The sequence below is a fragment of the Pseudomonas monteilii NBRC 103158 = DSM 14164 genome, assembly GCF_000730605.1.
In the GTDB taxonomy this organism is placed as follows: domain Bacteria; phylum Pseudomonadota; class Gammaproteobacteria; order Pseudomonadales; family Pseudomonadaceae; genus Aquipseudomonas; species Aquipseudomonas monteilii.
In genome coordinates this window covers 122,335-147,769 of sequence record NZ_BBIS01000017.1, presented here as the reverse complement: position 1 = coordinate 147,769, position 25,435 = coordinate 122,335, and the positions used below count along the sequence as shown (strand labels likewise).

General features: G+C 62.0%; 23 protein-coding genes and 5 tRNA genes. 12 read left to right on the top strand and 16 right to left on the bottom strand.

Going from position 1 to position 25,435, the window contains the following annotated elements; genetic code table 11:
* Positions 1-431: 431 nt before the first annotated feature.
* Entirely contained in the window at positions 432-1,646 is a 1,215-nt protein-coding gene (locus PM2_RS10435) for a glutathione-independent formaldehyde dehydrogenase (protein WP_023093406.1), read from the top strand.
* A gap of 484 nt (positions 1,647-2,130) precedes the next feature.
* Positions 2,131-3,021 carry a LysR family transcriptional regulator gene (locus PM2_RS10425; RefSeq protein WP_023103878.1) on the top strand — a complete coding sequence of 297 codons (891 nt, stop codon included), beginning with the start codon at positions 2,131-2,133 and terminating at the stop codon, positions 3,019-3,021.
* 22 nt (positions 3,022-3,043) lie between these two features.
* Here PM2_RS10425 and PM2_RS29930 read toward each other — a convergent pair whose 3' ends face one another.
* Positions 3,044-3,337: a helix-turn-helix domain-containing protein gene (locus PM2_RS29930; RefSeq protein ID WP_009459591.1), complete on the bottom strand. Its 294-nt coding sequence runs from the start codon at positions 3,335-3,337 to the stop codon at positions 3,044-3,046.
* 119 nt (positions 3,338-3,456) lie between these two features.
* On the opposite strand from PM2_RS29930, the gene PM2_RS10420 reads away from it, so the two are divergent.
* Together PM2_RS10420 and PM2_RS10415 are read left to right on the top strand one after the other, a co-directional pair.
* On the top strand, positions 3,457-4,110 hold the full coding sequence (locus PM2_RS10420; protein ID WP_023106332.1) for a substrate-binding domain-containing protein: 654 nt from the start codon (positions 3,457-3,459) through the stop codon (positions 4,108-4,110).
* Between the two features lie 118 nt (positions 4,111-4,228).
* Positions 4,229-5,197: a Dyp-type peroxidase gene (locus PM2_RS10415; protein WP_020924940.1), complete on the top strand. Its 969-nt coding sequence runs from the start codon at positions 4,229-4,231 to the stop codon at positions 5,195-5,197.
* Positions 5,198-5,234: 37 nt separating this feature from the next.
* Here the strand turns inward: PM2_RS10415 and PM2_RS10410 are convergent, their stop codons facing one another.
* The 6 genes from PM2_RS10410 to PM2_RS10385 all read right to left on the bottom strand — a co-directional run bounded on the left by PM2_RS10410 (position 5,235) and on the right by PM2_RS10385 (position 7,967).
* Entirely contained in the window at positions 5,235-7,178 is a 1,944-nt protein-coding gene (locus tag PM2_RS10410) for a tyrosine-type recombinase/integrase (protein ID WP_023103875.1), read from the bottom strand.
* 226 nt (positions 7,179-7,404) lie between these two features.
* Positions 7,405-7,480, bottom strand: a tRNA-Gly gene (locus PM2_RS10405).
* Between the two features lie 85 nt (positions 7,481-7,565).
* A tRNA-Gly gene (locus PM2_RS10400) sits at positions 7,566-7,641 on the bottom strand.
* Positions 7,642-7,644: 3 nt separating this feature from the next.
* A tRNA-Glu gene (locus tag PM2_RS10395) sits at positions 7,645-7,720 on the bottom strand.
* Positions 7,721-7,811: 91 nt separating this feature from the next.
* Positions 7,812-7,887, bottom strand: a tRNA-Gly gene (locus tag PM2_RS10390).
* Between the two features lie 4 nt (positions 7,888-7,891).
* A tRNA-Glu gene (locus PM2_RS10385) sits at positions 7,892-7,967 on the bottom strand.
* 333 nt (positions 7,968-8,300) lie between these two features.
* Between PM2_RS10385 and PM2_RS10380 the strand changes: the two genes are divergently transcribed.
* Entirely contained in the window at positions 8,301-9,068 is a 768-nt protein-coding gene (locus PM2_RS10380; RefSeq protein WP_016715108.1) for a hypothetical protein, read from the top strand.
* A 67-nt stretch (positions 9,069-9,135) separates the two neighbouring features.
* Here the strand turns inward: PM2_RS10380 and PM2_RS10375 are convergent, their stop codons facing one another.
* Both PM2_RS10375 and PM2_RS10370 read right to left on the bottom strand, forming a co-directional pair.
* The gene (locus tag PM2_RS10375) at positions 9,136-9,618 is read right to left on the bottom strand and encodes a free L-methionine (R)-S-oxide reductase MsrC (protein ID WP_016715107.1); all 483 of its coding nucleotides are present in this window, start codon (positions 9,616-9,618) and stop codon (positions 9,136-9,138) included.
* Positions 9,618-10,505, bottom strand: coding sequence for an ATP-binding protein (locus PM2_RS10370; RefSeq protein WP_027615872.1), 888 nt, complete (start codon positions 10,503-10,505; stop codon positions 9,618-9,620). Before PM2_RS10370 ends, PM2_RS10375 begins: the two co-directional genes overlap by 1 nt.
* A gap of 76 nt (positions 10,506-10,581) precedes the next feature.
* Between PM2_RS10370 and PM2_RS10365 the strand changes: the two genes are divergently transcribed.
* Positions 10,582-12,939, top strand: a complete 2,358-nt coding sequence (locus tag PM2_RS10365) for a hybrid sensor histidine kinase/response regulator (RefSeq protein WP_016715105.1) — start codon at positions 10,582-10,584, stop codon at positions 12,937-12,939.
* Here the strand turns inward: PM2_RS10365 and PM2_RS10360 are convergent.
* Together PM2_RS10360 and msrB are read right to left on the bottom strand one after the other, a co-directional pair.
* Positions 12,929-13,417, bottom strand: a complete 489-nt coding sequence (locus PM2_RS10360) for a glutathione peroxidase (RefSeq protein WP_016715104.1) — start codon at positions 13,415-13,417, stop codon at positions 12,929-12,931. The genes PM2_RS10365 and PM2_RS10360 overlap by 11 nt on opposite strands.
* Before the next feature lie 13 nt (positions 13,418-13,430).
* Entirely contained in the window at positions 13,431-13,826 is a 396-nt protein-coding gene (gene msrB / locus PM2_RS10355; protein WP_016715103.1) for a peptide-methionine (R)-S-oxide reductase MsrB, read from the bottom strand.
* Between the two features lie 167 nt (positions 13,827-13,993).
* On the opposite strand from msrB, the gene PM2_RS10350 reads away from it, so the two are divergent.
* Positions 13,994-15,205 (top strand): pyridoxal phosphate-dependent aminotransferase, encoded by a 1,212-nt coding sequence (locus PM2_RS10350; protein WP_019099440.1) that lies wholly within the window; start codon positions 13,994-13,996, stop codon positions 15,203-15,205.
* A 290-nt stretch (positions 15,206-15,495) separates the two neighbouring features.
* Positions 15,496-16,383, top strand: coding sequence for a protease HtpX (gene htpX, locus PM2_RS10345; protein WP_016715101.1), 888 nt, complete (start codon positions 15,496-15,498; stop codon positions 16,381-16,383).
* Positions 16,384-16,436: 53 nt separating this feature from the next.
* Here htpX and PM2_RS10340 read toward each other — a convergent pair whose 3' ends face one another.
* Positions 16,437-17,087: a thiopurine S-methyltransferase gene (locus PM2_RS10340; protein WP_028698650.1), complete on the bottom strand. Its 651-nt coding sequence runs from the start codon at positions 17,085-17,087 to the stop codon at positions 16,437-16,439.
* Between the two features lie 110 nt (positions 17,088-17,197).
* On the opposite strand from PM2_RS10340, the gene PM2_RS10335 reads away from it, so the two are divergent.
* Positions 17,198-17,965, top strand: coding sequence for a DODA-type extradiol aromatic ring-opening family dioxygenase (locus PM2_RS10335; protein WP_028698651.1), 768 nt, complete (start codon positions 17,198-17,200; stop codon positions 17,963-17,965).
* An 86-nt stretch (positions 17,966-18,051) separates the two neighbouring features.
* On the opposite strand, the gene PM2_RS10330 is transcribed toward PM2_RS10335, so the two are convergent.
* The gene (locus tag PM2_RS10330; RefSeq protein ID WP_016715098.1) at positions 18,052-19,731 is read right to left on the bottom strand and encodes a DEAD/DEAH box helicase; all 1,680 of its coding nucleotides are present in this window, start codon (positions 19,729-19,731) and stop codon (positions 18,052-18,054) included.
* A gap of 355 nt (positions 19,732-20,086) precedes the next feature.
* Positions 20,087-20,842 carry a spermidine synthase gene (locus PM2_RS10325; protein WP_016715097.1) on the bottom strand — a complete coding sequence of 252 codons (756 nt, stop codon included), beginning with the start codon at positions 20,840-20,842 and terminating at the stop codon, positions 20,087-20,089.
* A gap of 116 nt (positions 20,843-20,958) precedes the next feature.
* Here PM2_RS10325 and PM2_RS10320 point away from each other — a divergent pair, with 116 nt between their 5' ends.
* The gene (locus PM2_RS10320; protein WP_016715096.1) at positions 20,959-22,305 is read left to right on the top strand and encodes a class II 3-deoxy-7-phosphoheptulonate synthase; all 1,347 of its coding nucleotides are present in this window, start codon (positions 20,959-20,961) and stop codon (positions 22,303-22,305) included.
* 111 nt (positions 22,306-22,416) lie between these two features.
* Here the strand turns inward: PM2_RS10320 and PM2_RS10315 are convergent, their stop codons facing one another.
* The gene (locus PM2_RS10315; protein WP_028698652.1) at positions 22,417-22,635 is read right to left on the bottom strand and encodes a DUF1127 domain-containing protein; all 219 of its coding nucleotides are present in this window, start codon (positions 22,633-22,635) and stop codon (positions 22,417-22,419) included.
* Between the two features lie 97 nt (positions 22,636-22,732).
* Between PM2_RS10315 and PM2_RS10310 the strand changes: the two genes are divergently transcribed.
* Complete coding sequence (locus PM2_RS10310) at positions 22,733-23,584, top strand: LysR substrate-binding domain-containing protein (protein WP_025754764.1); 852 nt, start codon at positions 22,733-22,735, stop codon at positions 23,582-23,584.
* Between the two features lie 28 nt (positions 23,585-23,612).
* On the opposite strand, the gene PM2_RS10305 is transcribed toward PM2_RS10310, so the two are convergent.
* A complete protein-coding gene (locus PM2_RS10305) occupies positions 23,613-24,362 on the bottom strand; it encodes a sulfite exporter TauE/SafE family protein (protein ID WP_025754763.1) in 750 nt (249 codons plus the stop codon).
* A 113-nt stretch (positions 24,363-24,475) separates the two neighbouring features.
* Between PM2_RS10305 and PM2_RS10300 the strand changes: the two genes are divergently transcribed.
* Positions 24,476-25,429: a LysR family transcriptional regulator gene (locus PM2_RS10300; protein WP_028698653.1), complete on the top strand. Its 954-nt coding sequence runs from the start codon at positions 24,476-24,478 to the stop codon at positions 25,427-25,429.
* Positions 25,430-25,435: the final 6 nt, after the last annotated feature.

Below are 25,435 nucleotides of genomic sequence, written 5' to 3'. Positions count from 1 at the left end.
AGGCGAAGATTGCAGGCATGCCGTGTGCGCCGCTAACAGGCGCCACGTGCTGAGCAACCCATCGAAGGCCACTAGGTCCAGGGGCAACTCGGGGGACAGGAGTACCTGCTGCATGCGGCCTCCTCATGTCTCGCTGGGTCGAGCTGACTGTTCCTAGATCAAGCTAGGAGGCGCGATGTAGCGATGATCGTTGCCCTCTCCCGGCTAGGAGACGAGCACGGCTCGACGATCCCGCGTAGATAGATCGTGCCTATCTGTACATAGATTATTCCAGTTTGACCACTTCTGAGCTTGATCCGATGCTGTCAAGACCGCAGAAGGAGACGCGGCCAACGGCTAGGCAGTACCACGATCGTTCTTCTTGACAGCGGTAAATTTCGTTTCCCACTTCGATTTAGAAGATGGAAACATTAACGCACAGAGGTGACGAAATGACTCCGACCGGTAACCGAATCGTGACTTTCGAGAAGCCCTTGGAAATGAAGGTCAACACCTTCAAATTTCCAGAGCTGATAACCCCTCAAGGGAAAAGCGCACCCCATGGCGCTATCCTCAAAATAGTTACCACAAATATCTGTGGCAGCGACCTTCACATTTATCGCGGTTCGTTTGCTGTTCCCAAGGGAATGACCATGGGCCATGAAATGACCGGCGAAGTGATCGAAGTGGGATCAGACGTCGAAGTCGTGAAGAAGGGCGACATCGTTTCCGTTCCCTTCAATGTGGGGTGTGGGCGTTGCTACAACTGCAAGCATATGCGCTCCGATGTATGCGAGAACACCAACCCCGAAATCGACTGCGGAGCCTACGGGTTCAACCTCGGTGGCTGGACGGGGGGGCAAGGTGATTATCTCTTCGTACCGTATGCGGATTTCAATCTCCTTCGCTTCCCTGACAAGGATGCCGCCATGGAAAAAATCCGCGACCTGACCCTTCTCTCTGACGTATTACCCACAGCTTTCCATGGGTTCGCTGGCCCAGACTGGCCAGCCGCGCCGGCCTACGTCGTCGGCGAAAACATCCTGATCTTCGGTGCCGGGCCGGTCGGCAGAGCGGGTGCCGCCTGCGCCAGACTTCTGGGTGCAGGCGCCATCATCGTTGCCGATTACATTCAAGAGCGGCTGGACCTTCTCAAGCCACACGGCGTGGAAACCATCAACCTTTCCGACGGCGTGCCGATCGAGGAGCATCTCGAACGCATTACCGGGCACAGGGAGGTGGATCGCGTCATCGACTATGTTGGTGTGGACTGCCGCGGGTTTGGCGCGGAGGCTGACAAGATCGTGGAGAGCGCTGTTACCAACGCAATGCTCAAATATGTCCGCTTCGGCGGAATGACCAGTACGGTCGGTGTGTACTGCGCAAACCCGATCTCGAAAGACCCGAAAGCCAAGAAAGGCCATATGGATCTGGAATGGTCCAACGCCTGGATCAAGTCGCCGCGAATGTCGGCTGGTCAATCTCCGACGGCCAACTACAACCACGCGTTAATGCGGGCGATACTGAACGATCGCATGCCTTACCTTTCGCCGATGATGAACACTAAGTTCATCAAGCTCGAAGACGCGCCCGCCGCGTACAAAGAGTTCGACGCGGGTTCTGCATACAAGTACGTCATCGACCCGCATGGTTCAGTGCGGCATTAAGCATCCGGCGCGGGCTAAGCATCAGGATGTCTCACACTTTCTGGTGAGAGGCATTCTGGTCCCGCCAGTCTCCGGGCAGCAACTGGAGCCGGCGAATATTTTCGCCGGCATTTGCCGTCTGCCCCAGGGTACTTGCCTTGGCTCGGACCAGGAGCAGAGCCTCAGCAATCCGCAGGTGATGATCAACCGCAAGCGTGTTCAAGCGCTTGGTTCGCAATCGGCCAAGGGTCAGACGGGGACGATGCACGGCATCCATTGACGTGCGTGGCTGGAGATAGCCTTCGTCTGATCCTTATCACCCCACGGACTTGATCAGGCTCGCCTAGTGTTGTGCCTGCCTCGGGCCATCGCACGGTCAACCCAGCCCTGGCTCATTCAGCCAGAAGTTTCCAATGATGTGGCCGAACTCGCCGCCGCCAGAATGGCAGTCACTTCTATAGGGAGATAGCACAGTGTTGGATAAGTCGGAACGGGAGGGTGGCCTATGGAGCTGCGCCATCTTCGCTGCTTCGTAGTTCTTGCTGAGGAGCTACATTTCACGCGGGCGGCTGAGCGCCTGCATATCGAACAACCACCGCTATCACGAGCCATCAAGGAACTTGAGGACGAGTTGGGCGTAGTGCTCTTCGACCGAAACCGACGAGGAACAGTTCTAACGGCGGCGGGCGCGGTCTTCTTGCAAGATGTTCGCCGTCTATTCACAGTGCTGGAACAGGCTCGTGAAAATGCCAAGGCTGTGGCATCGGGCTTGCGCGGTAGCCTGCGCATCGCTGTATCAGATGGGGCTATCGATCCACGGCTGTCGGCATTTCTGGCTCGTTGCCGCGCCGAGGAGCCGGAGATCGAAATACGCTTGTCAGAAGTGCCTCTGGCAGAGCAAGTGCGTGGCTTGCGTTCGGGCGACTTCATGATCGGGTTCGCGCACACGGGCGATGTCGGCGACGGTATCGCTGCCGAACCAATCTGGCACGACCCGCTGGTGATTGCGGTGCCAGCTCGTCACTCATTGCTCACCTACAAGGAGGTGCCACTTCAAGAACTTCAAGGCCATCCACTTGTCCTGTGCGACCCGCAGGTATGCGAGGGCTATTGCCGCGAACTCAAGCGGCTGCTCAACACGTTGGAGCACAAGCTGAATGTTGTCGAGGAAGTGTCCTCGCTGGACATGATGCTCACGTTGGTCGGCGCCGGCTACGGCATCGGCTTCATGACGGCGACCAAGATTCCCATCTCCCAACGGCCGGATGTGGTGATCCGCCCCTTGGCGATGGATTCTGCCGTGATCACCACCTACCTGCTTCGGCCGGACGGCGGCAATTTATCGGCTTCGGTGGAGCGATTTATCGTTCGCCTTCGCGACTCTTCGGACGGTTGACGGAGCCTGGCAGGCTAGACACTCAGGGATCAGTGTCGGCACGCAGATTGCGTTCGGTCGCCGTCATCAGGTCAGCCGCGCTTATTCCAAGTGCCGTAGAAATTTTCAGTATGAGCGGAAGCGTGGGCACGTGCTCACCACGCTCGATCTTACCCATGTGAGAACGCGAAATGCTTGCCCGAGATGCGAACTCGTCTTGCGCGACTCCTTGAGCGACGCGCGCAGCGCGCACGGCCTGTCCGAAGGCTAACGCCGACTCGGATTCATACGTCGATGTGCCAGAAGGACGGCCTGGCTGAATTGTTGATTTCTGCATTAGCAGAAGCGTCAAACAATCTGCCACAATTAACCACGTTAAAGATAACGACGTTAAACTTCACTCTTTCCTGAAACGCTGGTTTGCCTTTCTGGACAGATCGCTTATTGGGGGCCCTCATGCATGACGCCACCAGCCAGTTTTCCCATTTCAGGCTTGCTATCGCGCCCGGAGTGCCATCCTCTTGCCTCACAACGCTTCTTGCCCTACAGCGCGCGGAGGAACCAGAAGTCACCATCACGTTCTTTGAGACCTCAGCCGATGATCTGTTGACGGGCCTTGAGGAAGGCCGCTACGACGCTGGAATGACGCTTCGGAACGCTGGTGCTCCGGCTGTGAAAAGCCAACCGCTCTGGGTGGAGAACGTGGCTGTTGCAGTGCCGCTGGGGTCCCCCTTAGTTGCCCAGGCGAAGATCACGCTTGCCGAGCTTCTGGACTATCCGGTGTTTCGCTGGCCGGCGGAGGCTTGCCTACTGCTGGATCAGCGACTGTCCTTTCTTCCGTTGAGCCAGCAGAGCATTCAGCACGTGACTTCGTTCGAGATGATGGCGCTTTGGGTGACCGCTGGCTACGGAGTGGGGCTCTCCGCGCAATCGCGCATTGAGCGTGCCCATGCGTGGGGGATCACTATGCGACCGCTTTCAGACGGCCCCTACGAGATCGTGACATACCTGCAGCGACCCCACGGACGAGCCAATGTTGTTTCTGAGCGGTTCGAGCACAGGGCAATGCTGGTTGCCAGGGACAGGGCGGCTTGCTCGAATACCCCATAGCCCGCTCTCGCCGAGGCTGCGTGCGGGTAATTGCAGCGGCACGCGCCTGTTAGCGCGCCAGTGATAGCGCTTCCATCTCTGGCAATATGATGAATTAACATGGTCTTTGGAGGCACGAATGGTTGGAAGTGGTTGGGATCGAGTACCAATTGACTCGCAAAGCATCGATGCGCCGCTGTCGCGCGCGGCGGTGTTTCTCACGTTGACGGTCGCCGAGGGCCACGAGGCCCTTCAGGCGGTCGCCGGCGTCTTGGACGGGCTGGACGACCTGATCAAAACGGTGGGCTTCCGCGATCTCAACGGCCGGCTGTCGTGCATCACTGCACTGGGATCGGCGCTATGGGACCGTTTCCAGACCGGGAAGCGCCCGAAGGAACTACGGCCCTTCGTGCCCATCGAGGGTGCCAAGCACACCGCGCCTGCCACGCCCGGCGACCTGTTCTTTCACATCCGTGCCGAACGCGAGGACCTCTGTTTTGAATTCGAGCGCCTGCTGCTGGACCAACTGGGCAGCAGCGTGACGGTGGCCGACGAGGTGGTCGGTTTTCGCTACTTCGACTCCCGCGACCTGCTTGGCTTTGTCGATGGCACGGCCAACCCGACCGGGCACGACATCGGCGCCTCGACGCTGGTCGGCAGTGAAGATCAGGCGTTCGCCGGCGGCAGCTACTTGGTGGTGCAGAAGTATCTGCACCAAATGCAGCCGTGGGCTCGGCTCGCCAAGGACGAGCAAGAGCGGATCATCGGCCGGGAGATCGTCAGCAATGTCGAATTGCCCGACGCGACGAGCGGCCAGAAATCGCACAAGACCCTCGCCACGATCGTGGACGACGACGGCACCGAGCACGACATCCTGCGCGACAACATGCCCTTCGGCCGCCCCGGCCAGGGCGAATATGGCACCTACTTCATCGGCTACTCCAGGCATCTGTGGGTGACGCAGAAGATGCTGGAGCGCATGTTCCTCGGCGATCCGCCAGGCATGCACGACCGCCTGCTCGATTTCTCGACGGCGCACACCGGCGCCGTGTTCTTCGCTCCCGCACCGCGCACGCTGAGCGAACTCGTGGAGGCGGTGCAAGCGTAATGCAGGGGCCGCAAGGCCCCTGCAAGGTTTGAGAGCCCTATGCTCCGTCTAGAACTACTGCGCTATCCACCAGCCGACGAACGCTTTGCCGCACATCCTCGGGGATGGGGTACGGGGCAATGGCCTCGGGCATATCCGCATAGTGCTGGTAGTCGCCCATGATGACCTGGATGATCGCCGGTACGTTGGTCGGCGTGACCGCATCAATGGCCGCGCGGTCCCCCAGGTCAGGGTGCGGCTGGGTCAGCATGCGGTACAGATCCCACGAATCCGCGTGCGGGCACTGGTTCATGAGCACCTGGGCCAGCTTGTGCTTGAGCGGCACCAGTTGCCAATCGGGAACACGCTGCCCCCGATTGCCCAAACTGATGGACAGCAACTTGCCCGCTTTCAGTTCGCGGTTGATCTGGTCCTTGGACTTTCCGGCCAGCTTGCCGAACAGCGGGACCGGCAAGCTGCTTGGAGACTCGTAGATGGTCAGCATTTCCTCGCGCTCGCGCTGGATCGCGGACACTTCCGGCTCTGGGGCATGCGTCGGAGGCGGCGGTACCTGAGACAGCCGCTGGAACGTGATGCCGCCGCTGCTCGGGGTTACGACAATAGGCGTGGCCACGACGGGCGGGACGCCGGGAGGAGTGGGCTCGGCCATCGCGAGGGTCGCATCCACCGCTTCCTCCACTTCTGCCATCGCCGGCGCCCCGTCGATACGGATGGTCAGATGCGCGCTCGCGGCTTCCACTTCGCCCTGTTCGAGCAGGTCGAGCCGATCGGCCCAGTCCTGCATCATCCGACGGCGCGGCTCAACGTACTTGGCGTGGTTGTAGGACGAACTCACCTTGTTGGGGTCGGAATGGGAAAGCTGCGCGTCCACCCAAATCTTCGGGTAGCCAATCTCGTTGAGCGCCGTCGAGATAGTGCCGCGGATGCCGTGGCCGGTCAGGCGCCCCTCATAGCCCATGAGCTGCACGGCCTTGTTGAGGGTGTTCTCGCTGATGCGCTTCTTGAGTTCGCTGCGGTGTGACAGCAAGTACTTCTGCGCCGGCCGCATCACCCCCAGGAGATAGCGCACGATCTCGATGGCCTGCAGGGATAGCGGCACGATATAGGGGGGCACATCCTGCGGCCGCTTCCCTGCCTTGCGCATTTCATCCTGGAGCTGCTTGACGATCTGCGGTGGGATGATCCACAAGCCCCTGTCGAGGTCGAACTGTTCGGGTTCGGCCAATCGCAGTTCGCCGGTGCGCACCCCGGTCAGGAACAGCAGCCGGACGCCAAGCTGGGTCTGCCAGCCACGGGGGTTGTAGAGCCGGAGCTTCTGGAGGAACTCGGGCATCTCGGGCAGGTGCAGGTAGGGATTGTGGGCTACGGGGGGCTTGGGCTCTGCCACCACGTCCAGGTCGGCGGCCGGGTTGACTTCCAACCCCTCGGCAATGACCAGGGCATAGCGGAACAACTGGTTGAACCAGGTGCGGACCTTCTCGGCGGTGGTGAACGCCTTGCGTTTCTCGATCGCCGCCAAGACGCCCAGGAGTTGGGGGCGGCGAATGTCGTAGATCGACATTCTTCCCAGGGTGGGCAACACGTCCTTGTTGAAGATGCGCAGGATCTGCGACAGCGTGCTTTGACGGCCTTCCTTGAGTTCCTTGCGGCGATGCTCGACCCAGGCATCGAAGACGGTCTTGAAGGTGTATTCGCCCGCCAGCTTGGCCGCGTGCCGTTTCTGGTCGCGCTCGACCTGAGGATCGATCCCCCTGGCGAGCAGGGCCTGGGCCTTGTCTCGCTCGATCCGGGCCTCGCGCAGGCTGAGAGCAGGATAGCCGCCCAGGCACAGGCGCTTTTGCTTGCCCAGCCAGTAGTAGCGGAATTGCCATGACTTGCCGCCTGCGGCTGAGACCATCAGGCCCAGGCAGTCGTTGTCGGAGAGGGTGTAGCGTTTTCCGGTGGTCTTCGCCTGCCGGACGGTCAGATCAGAGAGCGCCATTTCGAGACTCCTAAGTAATGACTTAGGCCCTATGCTCGTCATGGTCCCCGCTCAGCCCCAGCAACTATCCGGTAGCCGACCCACCCGTATTCTTGTGCCTTATTTGGTCACTCAAAAACGGTAGCTGTGGGTGGATTTCCGTGGCACTCGCTGGAATGAAAAAAGGAGCCGAAGCTCCTTTTTTCAATGACCTACAGACCCCAGTAGAAGTCTGTGGATCAAAATTTGGAGCGGGAAACGAGACTCGAACTCGCGACCCCGACCTTGGCAAGGTCGTGCTCTACCAACTGAGCTATTCCCGCAATTTGAAGCTTTACCACTAACGGCGTGAAGCGCCATGAAGACCTTCACCACCACTGCACCGCATAGACGCCACAGCATTTAAACTGGAGCGGGAAACGAGACTCGAACTCGCGACCCCGACCTTGGCAAGGTCGTGCTCTACCAACTGAGCTATTCCCGCAAATGGCGTCCCCTAGGGGACTCGAACCCCTGTTACCGCCGTGAAAGGGCGGTGTCCTAGGCCACTAGACGAAGGGGACACACAGCACTTTTCAGTGCACCAGACTTGAACCTCACGATTCACCCTGGATTTTCTTTTCCTGCCCCGCTGTTAAGCGTTGCCGGAGAAACTGGAGCGGGAAACGAGACTCGAACTCGCGACCCCGACCTTGGCAAGGTCGTGCTCTACCAACTGAGCTATTCCCGCAATTTGGCGTCCCCTAGGGGACTCGAACCCCTGTTACCGCCGTGAAAGGGCGGTGTCCTAGGCCACTAGACGAAGGGGACACGCTGCTGGCATTACTGCCTGCTTTCACTCCCTGCCGCGTTTCGCTGTGTGCTTTACGCTGCAAGTGGCGCGCATTCTAGGGATGGTTCGAGGAGGCGTCAACCCCTTTGTAGAAATTTATTTAAATCAATGACTTCCGGTCAACGTAGACCCTGTTTCAGGCCGTGCTCCAAGGTTTGCCGTTGATTTTCTGGCGTCAAGCCAGCATTAATGTGCCAGCATCCAGTCATGGCACCGTTTGCCGATAGAAAAAGAGAATTCCTGTAAGGGCCTCTCGCGAGCGAGCTCGCTCCTACACTCAATAATGCAAACCTATTCATGAGGCTTTAAAGGTGACACCACTTCTGATCACCCTGCTCATCGTGGCGGGCATCGCGTTGCTGATCGTGATCGGCTACCTCAACAATGTGGTCGAGAACGGCAAGATCGAACGCGTCCGGACCAGGATCGAGCTGGCCGACCGCCTGCGCCGCTGTGGCGAAATCACCGAGACCTTCCCCGGGCAGTTCATGACCCCGGCCCTCAAATTGCTGCTGACCCGCCTGGAGCTGAACCTCAACCAGCGCCAGCTGGCGGTGGACAAGCACAATCCCGAGCTGAAGGCGCGCATCGCCGAGCTGGAGGGGTTGATTGCCCTGGGCGACAAGATACCGGTGAACAACCCGCCCAACCCGATCCACACCGAGGTCAAGGCCAAGGACGTGCGCTTCTTGCTGGAGGCGATGCACAACCAGGTAACCCGCGCCGCCCAGGAAGGCTTCTTGCCCGCACCCGAGGCCAAGCACTGGGTCAAGGAAATCCGCCATATCCTCGTGCTGTTGCATATCGAGTTCTTCAACAACCTTGGCCAGCAGGCCCTGCAAAAGAACCAGCCGGGCCAGGCGCGCCTGGCGTTCGAGCGCGGCGTGCAATACCTGCGCAAGCAGCCGGAGCCGAAGGTGTATGAAGAGCAGTTGACGTACCTGGAGAAGCTGCTGGCCCGGGCCAACGCCCAGGTGCTGGACCGCATGGCACCGGCGGACGATGAGCACAACGCACTGACAGACGGGCTCAAGACCGATGAGGAAGAGACCTGGAAGAAGAAGGTGATATACGACTGATGCGTTAACCTGTGCCGGCCTCTTCGCAGGTAACCCCGCGAAGAGGCCGGCACAGGCAAAGCAACAATCAGCAGTCAGTCAGCTCAAGAAAGATCGCCGCCAACCGCTCCAGCCCCGCCTGATCCGCTTCACTGAACCGCCCAACCTTCGGGCTGTCCAGGTCCAGCACCCCGATCAACCTGCCTTCCTTCACCAACGGGATCACCAGTTCGCTGTTGGACGCGCTGTCACAGGCAATGTGCCCGGGGAACGCATGCACATCCTCCACGCGCTGGGTTTTCCGGGTGGCCGCCGCCGCCCCGCACACGCCCTTGCTGAACGGAATGCGCACGCACGCCACCTGGCCCTGGAACGGGCCCAGCACCAGCTCTTCGTTGCGGTTGAGGTAGAACCCCGCCCAGTTCAGGTCGTCCACCTGGTTATACAGAAACGCCGAAAACTGCGCGGCATTGGCGATGAAGTCACGCTCGTCGGCAAACAGCGCCTGCACTTGCGCCGCCAGCAGGTTGTAGCCGTCGAGGCCTGCGCCACTGGCATTGAGGTCGATCATTACTTTTGCTCCAGCAATTGCAGCCCGACCCAGTAGCGGGCGAACTGATAGGCACATCGGCCATTACGGTTACCGCGGCCGGTGGCCCAGCGCACGGCGAGGATGTCGAGTTCTTCGGTACGCTGCCAGGCCAGGCCCGCAGAGCGTGCCAGCTGGCCGATCCAGTGCTCGACCACATTCAGGAAGTGGTCTTGGGTAAACGGGTAGAACGACAGCCATAGGCCAAAGCGGTCAGACAGGGCTATCTTGTCTTCCACGGCTTCGCTGGGGTGCAGCTCGCCATCCACGCGCTTCCAGTTCTCGTTGTCGCTCTCTTTCTCCGGCACCAGGTGTCGACGGTTGGAGGTGGCGTACAGCAGCACGTTGTCCGGGGCCTGTTCCAGCGAGCCGTCAAGCACGCTTTTAAGCACCCGGTAGTCGCCCTCCCCCGCTTCGAACGACAGGTCGTCGCAGAACAGGATGAAGCGTTGCGGCAGCTTCTGCAGCTGCTCGACCACCCGTGGCAGGTCGGCCAGGTGGTCGCGTTCGATTTCGATCAGGCGCAGGCCGGCGCCGGCATGTTCGGCCAGCAAGGCACGCACCAGCGACGACTTGCCGGTACCACGCGAGCCCCACAGCAATGCGTGGTTGGCCGGCAGACCATTGATGAACTGGTGGGTGTTGCGGCCCAGCTGGTCGCGCTGTTTGTCGACACCGATCAGGTCGGTCAGGCGGATGTCCAGGCTGACGTCCAGCGGCAGCAGGTAGCCGCTGCGGCCATCGCGCTGCCAGCGGGCGGCCAGGGTGACGCCCCAGTCAATATTCGGGCGTTGTGCCGGCAGCAAGGGTTCGAGGCGCGCCAGTACCGATTCGGCGCGGTCCAGGAAAGCAATCAAGCGAGCGTCCATGACGACTCCTAACAAGACAGGTGAGATTTCCAGCTGAATGTGTGACAGGCCCGCCAGCTGCCGGGGCTATTCGGCTATGCTTGCGCAGCGCAAGGGACGTGAAACCGGCTCGGGACTCATGGATATCAAGTTCACCAATCGCCTGTCATACAAGCAAGCCCGGTTGACAGTCCTGGTCGGCTTCATCCTGGGAACATTGCTCAGTCTCATCCAGATCGGCATCGATTATGCCAGCGAAGACGCGTCCATCAACCGCGAAGTGCGCGCGTTGCTGCAAATCAGCCATAACCCGGCCTCGCGCATCGCCTACAACATCGACGCGGAACTGGCGCTGGAGCTGACCCGTGGCCTGCTGCAGTCGCCCGCCGTCGTCCGCGCGCGGCTGATCGACAACAACGAAACGGTACTGGCCGACGTCGAGCGGCCCAGGCTGGAGGACCGCTACCGGCCACTGAGCGACTTTCTGTTCGGCGAACAACGCCAGTTCAAGGAACGCCTGTACCTCACCCACATGCCCGACGAATACCTCGGCACCCTGTACCTGGACGTCGACACCTACGCCTTCGGCAGCCGCTTCCTCGACCGCGCCGGCATCACCCTGTTCAACGGCTTTGCCCGCAGCCTGGTGCTGACCGGCATCCTGCTGGCGTTGTTCTACATGATGCTGACCAAGCCACTGGTGACAGTGATCGGCGCACTCAGCGGCAGCGACCCGCGCAAACCCCGGCAAACCCGCCTTGAATGCCCACACGGGCACGAACACGACGAAATCGGCGTGCTGGTGAAGGTCGCCAACCAGCAGTTCGTCAGCATGGCCACCGAGATCGAACAACGGCGCACCGCGGAAAACCGCCTGACCCAGTACCTGAACGAGCTGGAAGACATCGTCTCGGCACGCACCAACGAGCTGAAAGCCAGCAACAGCAGCCTGAGCCTGTCCAACCAGGAGCTGGAACAGGCCCGCAGCCGCGCGCTGGACATGGCCCAGGCGCGCGCCGCCTTCCTGGCCAACATGAGCCACGAAATCCGCACCCCGCTCAATGGCATGCTCGGCATGATCGCCCTGGCGCTGGACAACCCGTTGCCCAGCGAGCAACGCCAGCAACTGGCGATTGCCCACGACTCGGGCAAGGTGCTGGTGGAACTGCTGAACGATATCCTCGACCTGTCCAAGTTCGATGCCGGCCAGCTGGAACTGGAGCGCATTGCGTTCGACATGGGCTCGATGGTGGAAGACACCGCCAACCTGCTGTCGCAGAACACCGCGCAAAGTGTGGAGCTGACCTGCCTGATCGCCCGCGACTTCCCCAGCAGCGTGCTTGGCGACCCCACGCGGGTACGGCAGATCGTCAGCAACCTGCTGTCCAACGCGCTCAAGTTCACCCGCTTCGGCCGTGTCGACATACGCCTGGTGACGATCGTCGGCGGCGTGCGCCTGGAGGTACGTGATACCGGCATTGGCATCCCCGAAGAAGCCCAGGCGCGGATCTTCCAGCCGTTCACCCAGGCCGGTGCCGGCATCACCCGCCAGTACGGTGGCACCGGCCTGGGCCTGGCGCTGACACGCAACCTGTGCAAGGCCATGCAAGGCCACCTGCACATTCGCTCCGAGCCGGGCTTCGGCAGCTGCTTCACGGCCGAGCTGCCACTGCCGGTGCACACCGAAGCCATCCCGCCGACACCGCTACATGGCCGCGTGGCCGCGCTAAGCGCGGCCGGTAGCGGGCTTAATGAACTGCTGCAGAACCTGCTGCCCGCCTGGGGCCTGGCCTACCAGCGCCATGACAGCAGCGCCACGCTGGACACCAAAGCGATCGACCTGCTGATCACCGACGACGTGGACCACCTGTTCGAACTGCGCCCGGCACTGAAAACGCCGATTCTGCTAGTAACCGCCTACGGCAACTTCCTGCCCAACGAGCAGTCGCTGGCCTTGGCACCCTTGCATCAACTGGCCCGGCCATTGGCACGTAATGCCCTGTACCAGACGCTGCGCCGCACCTTGCAAGGCCATGAGCCCGAGCACCCACTGGCCACCCCGGCCATTAGCCTGGAGCAAGGGCGAGCGCGGATTTTGCTGGTAGAAGACAACCCGGTGAACCAGCTCGTGGCCAAAGGCATGCTGGCCAAGCTCGGCTGCCAGGTGCAGCTGGCCACCCAGGGCGCCGAGGCCCTGGAGTTGCTGGAGCAGAATGAATTCGACCTGGTACTGATGGACTGCAACATGCCGGTCATGGACGGCTATGAAGCCAGCCGGCGCATTCGCCAGAGCGGTCGCTGGCCACACCTGCCTATCATTGCGCTCACCGCCAACGCCATGCCTGAAGAGCGCGAACGCTGCCGGGCGGCGGGCATGAGCGACTACCTGGCCAAGCCGTTCCGCCGCGAAGAGCTACTGGCCCTGGTCGACCACTGGGTGCCCTTCAACGGCTGAGCAAACGCTCGATGTCCGCTTCCAGGGCCTGCGGCTTGGTGGTGGGCGCGTAACGCGTGACCTGGCCGCTGGCCGGGTCGACCAGAAACTTGGTGAAATTCCACTTGATCTTCTGGCTACCCAGAATGCCCGGGGCGCGTTGTTTGAGCTCGACGAACAGCGCGTGAGCGCCCGGGCCGTTGACCTCGATCTTGCGAAACAGCGGAAAGCTTACGCCGAAGTTGCGCTCGCAAAACTGCGCAATTTCCCGTGCATCGCCTGGTTCCTGCTTGCCGAACTGGTTGCAGGGAAAGCCCAGCACCACCAGGCCACGCGCGCGGTAGGCTTGCCACAGTTGCTCAAGGCCTTTGTACTGCGGGGTAAAGCCGCACTGGCTGGCGGTATTGACCACCAGCAGCGCCTTGCCCGGGAAGTCGCCAAGCTTCTTGTGCTCGCCGCCCAGGGTTACGCAGGGGATGTCCAGCATCGATCCAGCCATGGTCGGGCTCCGGTCAGTCGCGTGGGCGCAAGTCGATGCACACCGAGTTGATGCAGTAGCGCAGGCCGGTCGGTGGCGGGCCGTCGGGGAACACATGGCCCAGGTGCGCGTCGCAGCGGGCACAGGTAACTTCGGTGCGGATCATGCCGTGGGAGGTGTCACGGATCTCGATCATCGCGCTGTCCTCGATCGGCGCGTAAAAGCTTGGCCAACCGCAGCCGGAATCGAACTTGGTCTGCGCATCGAACAACGCCAGGCCGCAGCAGATGCAATGATAGATGCCATCGCGGCGCTCGCTGTTGTACTTGCCGCTGAACGGCCGCTCGGTGCCCTTGAGGCGGCATACCTGGTACTGCTCGGGGTCAAGCATCGAGCGCCATTCATCCAGGGTTTTTTCGATCTTTTTCATGCAGGAACCTCGGCAGGCTGAATTTCACCCCGCACCGTCTTTTCCGGGGCGCGGGTGGCACGTATATTAGTTGGCTTCGTGTGCCAGGCGTTCAGTCTGGCACCCGCTTCCTGCCGTTTCAAACCTTTCGGCGTGGGTGGCGTGTTTTCTCATATCGGGATCCCATCATGCAGTTCAGCAAATCGAACAAGCTCGCCAATGTCTGCTACGACATTCGCGGCCCAGTGCTCAAGCACGCCAAACGCCTGGAAGAGGAAGGCCACCGCATCCTCAAGCTGAACATCGGCAACCCAGCGCCGTTTGGCTTCGAGGCGCCCGATGAAATCCTTCAGGATGTCATCCGCAACCTACCCACCGCGCAAGGCTACAGCGACTCCAAGGGCCTGTTCAGCGCGCGCAAGGCGGTGATGCAGTACTGCCAGCAAAAGGAAATCGAAGGCGTCACCATCGAGGACATCTACCTCGGTAACGGCGTGTCCGAGCTGATTGTCATGTCGATGCAGGCGCTGCTGAACAACGGCGACGAAGTGCTGATCCCGGCCCCCGACTACCCGCTGTGGACCGCCGCCGTAAGCCTGGCCGGCGGCAAGCCGGTGCACTACCTGTGCGACGAGCAGGCCGACTGGTTCCCCGACCTTGAAGACATCAAGGCCAAGATCACCCCGAACACCAAGGCCCTGGTGATCATCAACCCGAACAACCCGACCGGCGCGGTGTACTCCAAAGCGCTGCTGCAGGGCATGCTGGAGCTGGCCCGCCAGCACAACCTGGTGGTGTTCTCCGACGAGATCTACGACAAGATCCTGTACGACGAAGCCGTGCACATCAGCACCGCCTCGCTGGCCCCAGACCTGCTGTGCCTGACCTTCAACGGCCTGTCCAAGTCGTACCGGGTGGCGGGCTTCCGCTCCGGCTGGCTGATCATCTCCGGGCCCAAGCACCACGCACAAAGCTACATCGAAGGCATCGACATGCTGGCCAACATGCGCCTGTGCGCCAACGTGCCGGCCCAGCATGCCATCCAGACCGCGCTGGGCGGTTACCAGAGCATCAACGACCTGGTGCTGCCGCCAGGCCGTTTGCTGGAGCAGCGCAACCGCACCTATGAACTGCTCAACGACATCCCGGGCGTGAGCTGCGTGAAGCCGATGGGTGCGCTGTATGCGTTCCCGCGTATCGACCCGAAAGTGTGCCCGATTCTCAACGACGAGAAGTTCGCGCTTGATCTGCTGCTGTCGGAAAAGCTGCTGATCGTGCAGGGTACGGCGTTCAACTGGCCGTGGCCGGACCACTTCCGCGTGGTGACCTTGCCGCGTGTGGATGACCTGGAAGCGGCGATTGGGCGGATCGGGAATTTCCTGCGGACTTATTCGCAATAAGTGATGGCCTCTTCGCGGGCAAGCCCGCTCCCACAGGTACACACAAGGTTTGAAATCTGCGCCAATCCTGTGGGAGCTGGCTTGCCGGCGATGGGCTGCACAGCAGCCCCTTGCAATCTCACAGGATGTTTCTTACATCCTGCAACGCTCTATCCCACAGCCCCCGCGCCATCCTCTGCCATACTCCGCCGTACACAGTTTGAAATAGTCGCCCGATTGAATCGGCGCGGCAGGCCCCTTATATACCCCGCAGTAAGCGACAATTCATCCGTCAGGAGAACGTAACAACCATGATGCGCATTCTGTTGTTTGTGGCCACCAACCTCGCGGTGGTGCTGGTTGCAAGCATTACCCTGAGCCTGTTCGGTTTCAACGGGTTCATGGCCGCCAACGGGGTCGACCTGAACCTCAGCAGCCTGCTGGTGTTCTGCGCCGTGTTCGGCTTTGCCGGCTCCCTGGTCTCGCTCTTCATCTCCAAGTGGATGGCGAAGATGAGCACCGGCACCCAGATCATCAGCCAGCCGCGCACCCGCCACGAGCAGTGGCTGCTGCAAACGGTCGAAGAGCTGTCCCGTGAAGCGGGCATCAAAATGCCCGAGGTGGGTATTTTCCCGGCGTACGAGGCCAACGCCTTCGCCACCGGCTGGAACCGCAACGACGCGCTGGTGGCCGTGTCCCAGGGCCTGCTGGAGCGTTTCTCGCCCGATGAAGTGCGTGCGGTGTTGGCCCACGAAATCGGCCACGTGGCCAACGGCGACATGGTCACCCTGGCGCTGGTGCAGGGCGTGGTGAACACCTTCGTGATGTTCTTCGCACGCATCATCGGCAACTTCGTCGACAAGGTCATTTTCAAGAACGAAGAAGGCCAAGGCATTGCCTACTACGTGGCAACCATCGTTGCCGAGCTGATCCTGGGCATCCTGGCCAGCATGATCGTGATGTGGTTCTCGCGCCGCCGCGAATACCGCGCCGACGAGGCCGGTGCGCAGCTGGCCGGTACCGCAGCGATGATCGGCGCCCTGCAGCGCCTGCGCGTAGAGCAAGGTCTGCCGGTGCACATGCCTGACACCATGAAGGCCTTCGGCATCAACGGCGGCCTGAAGCACGGCCTGGCCGGGCTGCTGATGAGCCACCCGCCGCTGGAAGACCGTATCGAGGCCCTGCGCCGTCGCGGTTGATCCACTTGGCAATGCAAAAAGGGCGACTTCGGTCGCCCTTTTTCATGCGTGCGTCACCGGCGGACCCGATACACCCGCTCCAACAGGCTGGAAGCCCCGGCCTGCGAAAACTTCGGGCTTTCCTGAATAAGCTCTACAACTTCCAGCTCATCCACCTGCCACCCGACCAACCCCTGCCGCACCTCTTCATCCCCCACCGAAAACGGCGGCCCATCCAGCAGCGCCTGGTCATAATTCAGCGTCACCAACAGCCCCTGACACCTCACCGGCAACAACGCCGACAACGCCTCCATGTACTTCGCACGCATCTGCAGCGGCAGCGCAATCAGCGCCGCCCGATCATAAAGCCCCACGCAGTCGCCAATGTCCTGCGCGCGCAACGCGAAGAAATCGCCACACCACAGTTCGACGTTACCCTGGCGCCATACCTCGAATGCGCCTTGCTGACGCACCTCGGCTTCAAGCCCATGCTCACGGAAGAAGCCCTCCACCGCCCGCCGCGACAGTTCCACGCCCAACACGTGGTACCCCTGCCCCGCCAGCCAGGCCAGGTCCAGGCTTTTGCCGCACAGCGGCACCAGCACGCGGCTGCCTGGCGCCAGGCCCAGTGCTGGCCAGTGCGCTTGCAGGTACGGATTGACCTGCCCCTGGTGGAAGCCGATCTGGTTGTCGGCCCACCGTTTTTGCCAGAACGCTGGCTCCATGGTTGCTCCTTGTTTATCGAGTAAACCGATAGAAAACGCGTAAAACTTGCGATGGATATCGATCAGTTTCTGATCGAAGATGAGTGCATCTTAACCCTCAGGACCTCGCCATGCTGCCCAGCCTGTTCATCTCCCATGGTTCCCCCATGCTCGCCCTGCACCCGGGTGCCAGCGGGCCGGCCCTGGCCGGGCTGGCCAACAGCCTGCCAAGGCCGAAGGCCATCGTGGTGGTGTCGGCGCACTGGGAAAGCCCTGAACTGCTGGTGACCAGCAGCGCGCAACCCGAAACCTGGCATGACTTCTACGGCTTCCCGCCGGCGTTGTACGCCGTGCAGTACCCCGCGCCGGGCGAGCCTGCGCTGGCTGCCAAGGTAAGCGAACGACTCACGAATGCCGGCCTGCCGGCCCGGCTGGATGCGCAACGGCCGTTCGACCACGGCGCCTGGGTGCCGCTGTCGCTGATGTACCCGGATGCGAGCATTCCGGTGGTGCAGGTATCGCTGCCCAGCCGCATGGGGCCGGTGCTGCAATTGAAGGTGGGCCAGGCGCTGGCGGGGCTGCGCCGTGAAGGTATTCTGCTGATTGGCTCGGGCAGTATCACCCATAACCTGGGCGAGCTGGACTGGCACGCCGGGCCGGATGTGATCGAGCCTTGGGCACTGGCGTTCAGGGACTGGGTGGTGGAGCGGTTGCAGGCGGATGACCGGGCGGCGCTGCTGGATTACCGGCAGCAAGCGCCGTATGCGGTGCGCAACCATCCCAGTGATGAGCATTTGCTGCCGCTGTTTTTTGCCCTTGGAGCTGGGGACAGGTTTGGGGTGGTGCACCAAGGGTTTACCTTAGGGGCTTTGGGGATGGACATTTATCGGTTCGACTGACGATAGCCAGGAGCGCTTGGCGCCCCAAAATCCCACAGGCAAAAAAATCCCCAGCCAAGGCCGGGGATTTTTTCATTGCGCCAGGATCAATCCTCGCGGTAGCGACGCAGCTTCAGCTGCTTACCAGCCACGCGGGTGTCCTTGAGCTTGGACAGCAGCTTCTCCAGGCCATCTTCCGGCAGCTCGACCAGGCTGAAGCTGTCGCGCACCTGGATGCGACCGATGGCGTCACGGGCCAGGCCACCTTCGTTGAGGATCGCACCCAGCAGGTTCTTGGCAGCGATGCCGTCACGGGCACCCAAGGCAGTACGGCAACGCACACGGCCTTCGGCCAGCGGCATTGGCGCACGGCGCTCACGGTCGCCACGGTCTGGGCGCTCGCCACGCTCACCACGCTCGGTACGCTCGCCACGCGGGGCAAAGCTAGGCACCAGCGGCTGCTCACGCTCTACCGCCGCCAGATCCAGCGCCTGGCCATTGGTGGCCTTGCGCAGCAGGGCCGAAGCCAGGGCACGGGCACTGCAACCCAGGTCGGTGGTCAGGCGGTCGAACAGGTCGCCGTGGGTGGCTTCGGCTTCGGCTACCAGCGGCGCCAGGCTCGAAGTCAGCTTCTTGATGCGGGCATCCAGCACGGCCTGGGCATTCGGCAGGCGGGCTTCGGCTACCTTCTGACCGGTAACACGCTCGATCACCTGCAGCATGCGGCGCTCACGCGGGGTGACCAGCAGCAGCGCACGGCCATCGCGACCGGCACGGCCGGTACGGCCGATACGGTGTACGTAGGACTCCGGGTCGTACGGCATGTCAACGTTGAATACGTGAGTGATGCGCGGTACGTCCAGGCCACGGGCGGCGACGTCGGTGGCGACGACGATGTCCAGGCGGCCATCCTTGAGCGAGTCGATCACGCGCTCACGCTGGTTCTGGGCGATGTCGCCGTTCAGCGCGGCAGCCTTGTAGCCTTTGGCTTCCAGCGCGGCGGCCAGGTCCAGGGTGGCTTGCTTGGTGCGCACGAAGGCGATCAGCGCGTCGAACTCTTCCACTTCCAGCAGACGCAGCACAGCCGGGATCTTCTGGTCGGCGTGGACCATCAGGTGAGCCTGCTCGATCGCGGTAACGGTCTGGGTCTTGCTCTGGATCTTGACGTGCTTGGGCTCACGCAGGTGGCGCTCGGCGATCGAACGGATCGACGAAGGCAGGGTTGCGGAGAACAGCACGGTCTGACGGGTAGCCGGGATTGCGTCGAAGATCACTTCGAGGTCGTCCATGAAGCCCAGCTTCAGCATCTCGTCGGCTTCGTCCAGCACCAGGTACTGCACGGTCGACAGGACTTTTTCGTCACGACGCAGGTGGTCGCACAGGCGGCCCGGGGTGGCCACCACGATTTGCGCGCCGTTGCGGATTGCACGCAGCTGTGGGCCCATCGGGGCACCACCGTACACGGCAACCACGTTCACGCCTGGCATCTGCTTGGCGTAAGTTTCGAAAGCGGTAGCAACTTGCAGCGCCAACTCACGGGTTGGCGCCAGGATCAGGGCTTGCGGTTCGCGCTTGCTCACATCGATCTTGTTGAGGATCGGCAGGGCGAAGGCAGCGGTCTTGCCGGTGCCCGTCTGCGCCTGGCCGATCATGTCGTGACCGGCGAGGATGATCGGGATCGATTGTTGCTGAATGGCGGACGGCTCTTCGTAGCCGGTCGCCAGAACGGCAGCAACAATATTCGGATTAAGATCGAGAGCGGCGAAGCCGCCGGTTTCCTGGGTCATGGGTCTGCCTCTAGGTGCATCCGCAAAGACCCATGCTCCAAAGCTGCACATGCCTTGAAAGACCGTCAGGTCACCCAGGCAGCTTTGGCGGCGGGGATTTGCGAAAACGATTGAAAAAGAAAACGTGGGAAGGTCCGCCTAGCGGACGTGCAGCCGAAGCTGGACTCGGAGGATTTGCACCACCTGATTTTGAGGTCCGCTAAAAGACCGGCGCGTACTATACCCGAAATCGTGCGGGGACGTGAGGAATATTTTCGCGGTGAAAGGCCATTGTCGGGCCATCAATTGCATCAAGCTGAATCGATAATTCTTTCAAGGCTGACGCGGCCGCTCCTACACTGACCGTGCCAGGCATTCAGGTAGCCGGCCGAATCTCGCGGATCAACCCCTCAAGGCTATACCCCAACCGAGGTGCCAGCGCTTCGGCACGCGCCCGCAAGCCTTCCAGGTCCAGCGATTGTTCCAGATCAGCCGGCACCAGCAAGATCACATTGCCTTCCTTCACCGGCAGCTCCCAGTAATGCCGGTGGTACAACCCACGCAGCAACGCCGCACCCAGCGGCTTGCCGTCATCGGTGGCCCACTGGTTGATCACCAGCCAACCGCCCGGGTTCAACTGCTGCTGGCAGTTCTCCAGGAAGTTCCACGCCAGGTGCCCCACGCCCGGCCCGTGGTCGGTGTACAGGTCGACGAACAGCAGGTCGGCCTTCTCCGCCGTGGGCAGCAACTCCAGGGCATCGCCGATACGCACATACAGCCGAGGGTCGTCATCCAGCCCCAGGTACTCCATGGCCAGGCGTGGCACGTCCGGTCGCAGTTCGATGGCTTCGATGTCTTCCAGCGGCAGGAACTTCATGCAGGCCTGGGTCAGCGTGCCGGCCCCCAGGCCAAGAAACAGCGCACTCTCGGGCTGCTCGTGGCACAGCGCCCCCACCAGCATGGCGCGTGTGTAGTCGTACTCCAGCCAACTCGGGTCGGCCGTGAACACACAGCTTTGCTCGATGGCATCGCCGAATTCCAGAAAGCGGTAGTCGTCTACTTCGTACACGCTGATGACGCCAAACGCGTCCTCTACCCGTGCCAGCAGCCGCTCTTCCCGTTCCGCCGTCATGCTTACCACCCGCCCGCGCAAAAACGCGCATTGTCCGTCAACACCCTCGATGCAACAAGCGCAGCGCCAACTGTTACCATGGCCCATAGCCTACAACCGACAAGACCGAGCCCGAGATGAACCAACCGTGGAGCCCTGACAGCTGGCGCGCCCTGCCGATCCAGCAGCAACCGACCTACCCCGACGCGGCGCATTTGCTGAAGGTTGAACAAACCCTGGCCAGCTACCCGCCGCTGGTGTTCGCGGGCGAGGCACGCGAGCTGCGCCGCCAGTTTGCCGAGGTGACCGAAGGGCGCGCCTTCCTGCTGCAGGGGGGCGACTGCGCCGAGAGCTTCGCCGAGTTCTCGGCGGCGAAAATCCGCGACACCTTCAAGGTGCTGCTGCAAATGGCAATCGTGATGACCTTTGCCGCCGGCTGCCCGGTGGTCAAGGTAGGCCGCATGGCCGGCCAGTTTGCCAAGCCACGTTCCTCGGGCGATGAAACCATCGGCGACATCACCCTGCCCGCCTACCGTGGCGACATCGTCAACGGCATCGGTTTTGATGCCAAAAGCCGCATCCCCGACCCGGATCGCCTGCTGCAGGCCTACCACCAGGCCACCGCCAGCCTCAACCTGCTGCGCGCCTTTGCCCAGGGCGGCTTTGCCGACCTGCACCAGGTGCACAAGTGGAACCTGGACTTCATTGCCAACTCGGCGCTGGCCGACAAGTACCACCAGCTGGCCAACCGCATTGACGAAACCCTGGCGTTCATGCGCGCCTGTGGCCTGGACAGCGCGCCGCAACTGCGTGAAACCAGCTTCTTCACTGCCCACGAAGCACTGCTGCTGAACTATGAAGAAGCCTTCGTGCGCCAGGACAGCCTGACCGGCGACTACTACGACTGCTCGGCGCACATGCTGTGGATAGGCGACCGCACCCGCCAACTGGACGGTGCCCATGTGGAGTTCCTGCGTGGGGTGCACAACCCGATCGGGGTCAAGGTCGGCCCCAGCATGAACCCTGAAGAGCTGATACGCCTGATCGACACGCTCAACCCGGCCAATGACCCCGGGCGCCTGAACCTGATCGTGCGCATGGGGGCGAGCAAGGTTGGCGACCACCTGCCGGGGCTGATCCGCACCGTCGAACGCGAGGGGCGAAAGGTGCTGTGGAGCTCGGACCCGATGCACGGCAATACCATCAAGGCCAGCACCGGCTACAAGACCCGCGACTTTGCGCAGATCCTGGATGAAGTGAAGCAGTTCTTCCAGGTACACCAGGCCGAGGGCAGCCATGCTGGCGGCATCCATATCGAGATGACCGGGCAGAACGTCACCGAATGCATCGGCGGCGCCCGGCCGATCACTGAAGATGCGTTGTCTGACCGCTATCACACCCATTGTGACCCACGGATGAATGCCGATCAGTCGCTGGAGCTGGCATTTTTGATTGCCGAGACGTTGAAGCAAGTACGGCGGTGAGGCTGGGGCGCATGCCTTGGGGTTTGTGCCGCCTGTGAGATCGAGCGCCGCCCGCGCGGCGCTCGATCTCAAAGGCGCTGAAAAGCTAAAGACAAGCCCCCCAGCCCAAACTCACTTTCTCAACGGATCATCCCAGAAAGGCCGCTCGGCCTCTTGCTGGACATCCGCCCGGCTCAGCCCCAGGTCCTGCAAGGTAGCATCGCTGAGGGCGGCCAGTTCTCGCCGCTGGCGGTACAACTCCAGCCAGCGCACCGGCCGCTGCAGGGCCGCATGCCACAGATGGTTCAGGGAGAAAGCAGGTTGCTGGATGCTGCTGACATGACCTTTCATCGTGAAGCCCTCCGTGTTGGATGGCCTCAGTCTCGCGCCGGGCTTAAGATCAATCCAACGAATGTTTCTGATGCCATGCATCTCGGAGATTGATGCAATGTCCCAGTACCAGAGCCTCGATGCGGACGTGCTGCGCACCTTCGTCGCCATTGCCGAGCAAGGCGGTTTCACGCGCGCTGGCGAAGTGGTCAACCGCACCCAGTCGGCGGTGAGCATGCAGATGAAACGCCTGGAAGAAGACATTCTGCAGCGCCAGCTGTTCGAGCGTGACGGCCGCCAGGTCAGGCTCACCGCTGAAGGCCAGGTGTTGCTGGGCTATGCCCGGCGCATCCTCAAGCTGCATGGCGAGGTGTTCAATACCTTGCGCATGCCGCACATGGTCGGGCTGGTGCGTATCGGCACGCCAGACGACTACGCCATGCGCTTTTTGCCGACCATTCTGTCGAGCTTTGCCCAGGCCTACCCTCTGGTACAGGTAGAAGTGCATTGCGACTCGTCCAAACAGCTGATGCTGCGCCAGGACCTGGACCTTACCATCGTCACGCGCGAGCCGGGCAACGAGGTTGGCCAGTTGTTGCGCCAGGAACGCCTGGTGTGGGCCGCCGCCGAAGGCTTTTGCCCGCAAGAGCAGCGGCCGATGCCAGTGGCGCTGTTCAATACCGACTGTTTCTGCCGGGCCTGGACGTGCAATGCACTGGAAGCACAGGGCATCGACTACCGCATTGCCTATACCAGCCCCAGCCTGGCGGCGATCTTTGCCATTGTCACGGCAGGCTTGGCGGTGACGGCGCAATTACAGAGTCTGATTGGCGGAAACATCCGCATCCTGGGCGAACAGGACGGGCTGCCGCAGTTGCCCATGGCCAATGTGATGCTGTTGCGCAACACCCAGACCCAGTCACCCATCACCGACTGCATGGCCGACTACATCGTTGAAGGGTTCAAGTAATTGGGGGCCGTTTTGCGGCCCCACAATCTCAAAGTTCAAACCCGAGCATCACCGCACACACCACCAAAAACACACAGAACATCGCCCGCAATACCTTCTCGGGCAGCGCATGGGCCAACTTCACCCCCCAGCTGATGCTGAGCAAACCGCCCACCGCCAGTGGAAGCCCCACGCCCCAGTCAACGCTATGGTGCACGCCATACGTAACCAACGTCACCAAGGTGCTCGGCGCCGCCAACGCCAGCGACAACCCCTGCGCCACCACCTGGGTGGTGCCAAACACACTGGTCAGGATTGGCGTAGCCACCACGGCCCCCCCCACCCCGAACAACCCGCCCATGGTGCCGGCAAAACTGCCCAGCACGCCCAGCCACGGCCAGGCATAGCGCAGTTCGGCACTCGGCGGTGACACTTTCATGAACATCCGGGCCACGTTCCACACCGCCAGCGCTACCAGAAAGCCGACAAAACCCAGGCGCATGGAATGCGCATCCAGCCCCACGGCCCAGATCGACCCCAGCCAGGCAAACAGGAAGCTGCACGCCGACAGCGGCACGGCATGGCGCAGTTCGATGCGGTTGCGCTGGTGGTACCGCCACAGCGCCAGCAACACGTTCGGCACCACCATCACCAGCGCCGTACCCTGCGCCAGTTGCTGGTCCAGGCCGAACAGCACGCCCAGCGCCGGAATCGCGATCAGCCCGCCACCAATGCCGAACAGCCCCCCCATGGTGCCCAGGGCAGCGCCCAGCACGATATACAACAACCACTCGATCATCAGGGCCTCGTCCGCCTATACAGATATTGCGAGCATGCTAACGATTGCGGGCTGGCAGGGAAACGCACAGCAGCGCACAATGGCTGTGCGCATTTCGCAAAAGCAAGGCAACCATGAGCCCCGATGCCCTCACCGACCAACTGAGCCTGTTCCTCGATGTGCTGGAGACCGGCAGCTTTTCAGCCGCCGCCCGCCGCCATCCGCTGACCCCGTCTGCCGTGGCCCGGCGCATCGACAACCTGGAAACCGCCGTGGGCAGCCGCCTGTTCACCCGCAGCACCCACGCCGTGCGTGCCACCCCTGCGGGCAATGCGTTTGCCGACCGGGCCAGGCGCATCATCGAGGAACTGCGCCTGGCCCGGGCCGAGGCGGTATCGCTGAGCAACGCCCCAGAAGGGCTGATCCGCATCGATGCCCCCGCCGCGTTCGGCCGCCGCCACTTGGCCCCGGCCATCGCCGACTTCCTGGTGGCCTACCCTGGCCTGGACGTGCAGTTGCGCCTGATCGACAGCTTCGTCGACCTGCATGGCAGCCACCTGGGCGAGGTCGACCTGGTACTGCGCGCCGGCCCCCTGGCCGACACCCGCCTGGTCGCTACGCCGCTGGCCTACATGGTACGCATCGCGTGCGCCAGCCCGGCTTATCTGGCCAACCGAGGCATCCCTACCTGCCCCAGCGAACTGCCCGGGCACGACGGCCTGGACTGGGACGGCCTGGCACCGCCGTTCGCCTGGCGCTTCAACGTAGCCGGGCAAACCCGCCTGTATCGCCCCGCGCGCATGCGCATGGCCGCCAACAATGCCGAAACCCTGCTGTTCGGCGCCCTCGCCGGCCTGGGTGTTGCCCACCTGCCCACCTGGCTGATCAGCGAGTACCTTTTGCGCGGCGAACTGGTCCCGTTGTTTTGCGATGGCGGCCTGCCCGAAGCCGAAACCAGCGGTATTTACGCGCTACGCCTGGAACACAAAACGAACTCTCGCAGCCGTTTGCTGCTCGAATTCCTCAAGAGCCGCTTCAGCCCGGTTCCACCCTGGGACCTGGCCTTGCGCAGTGAACTGCACGAGTAATGCGCG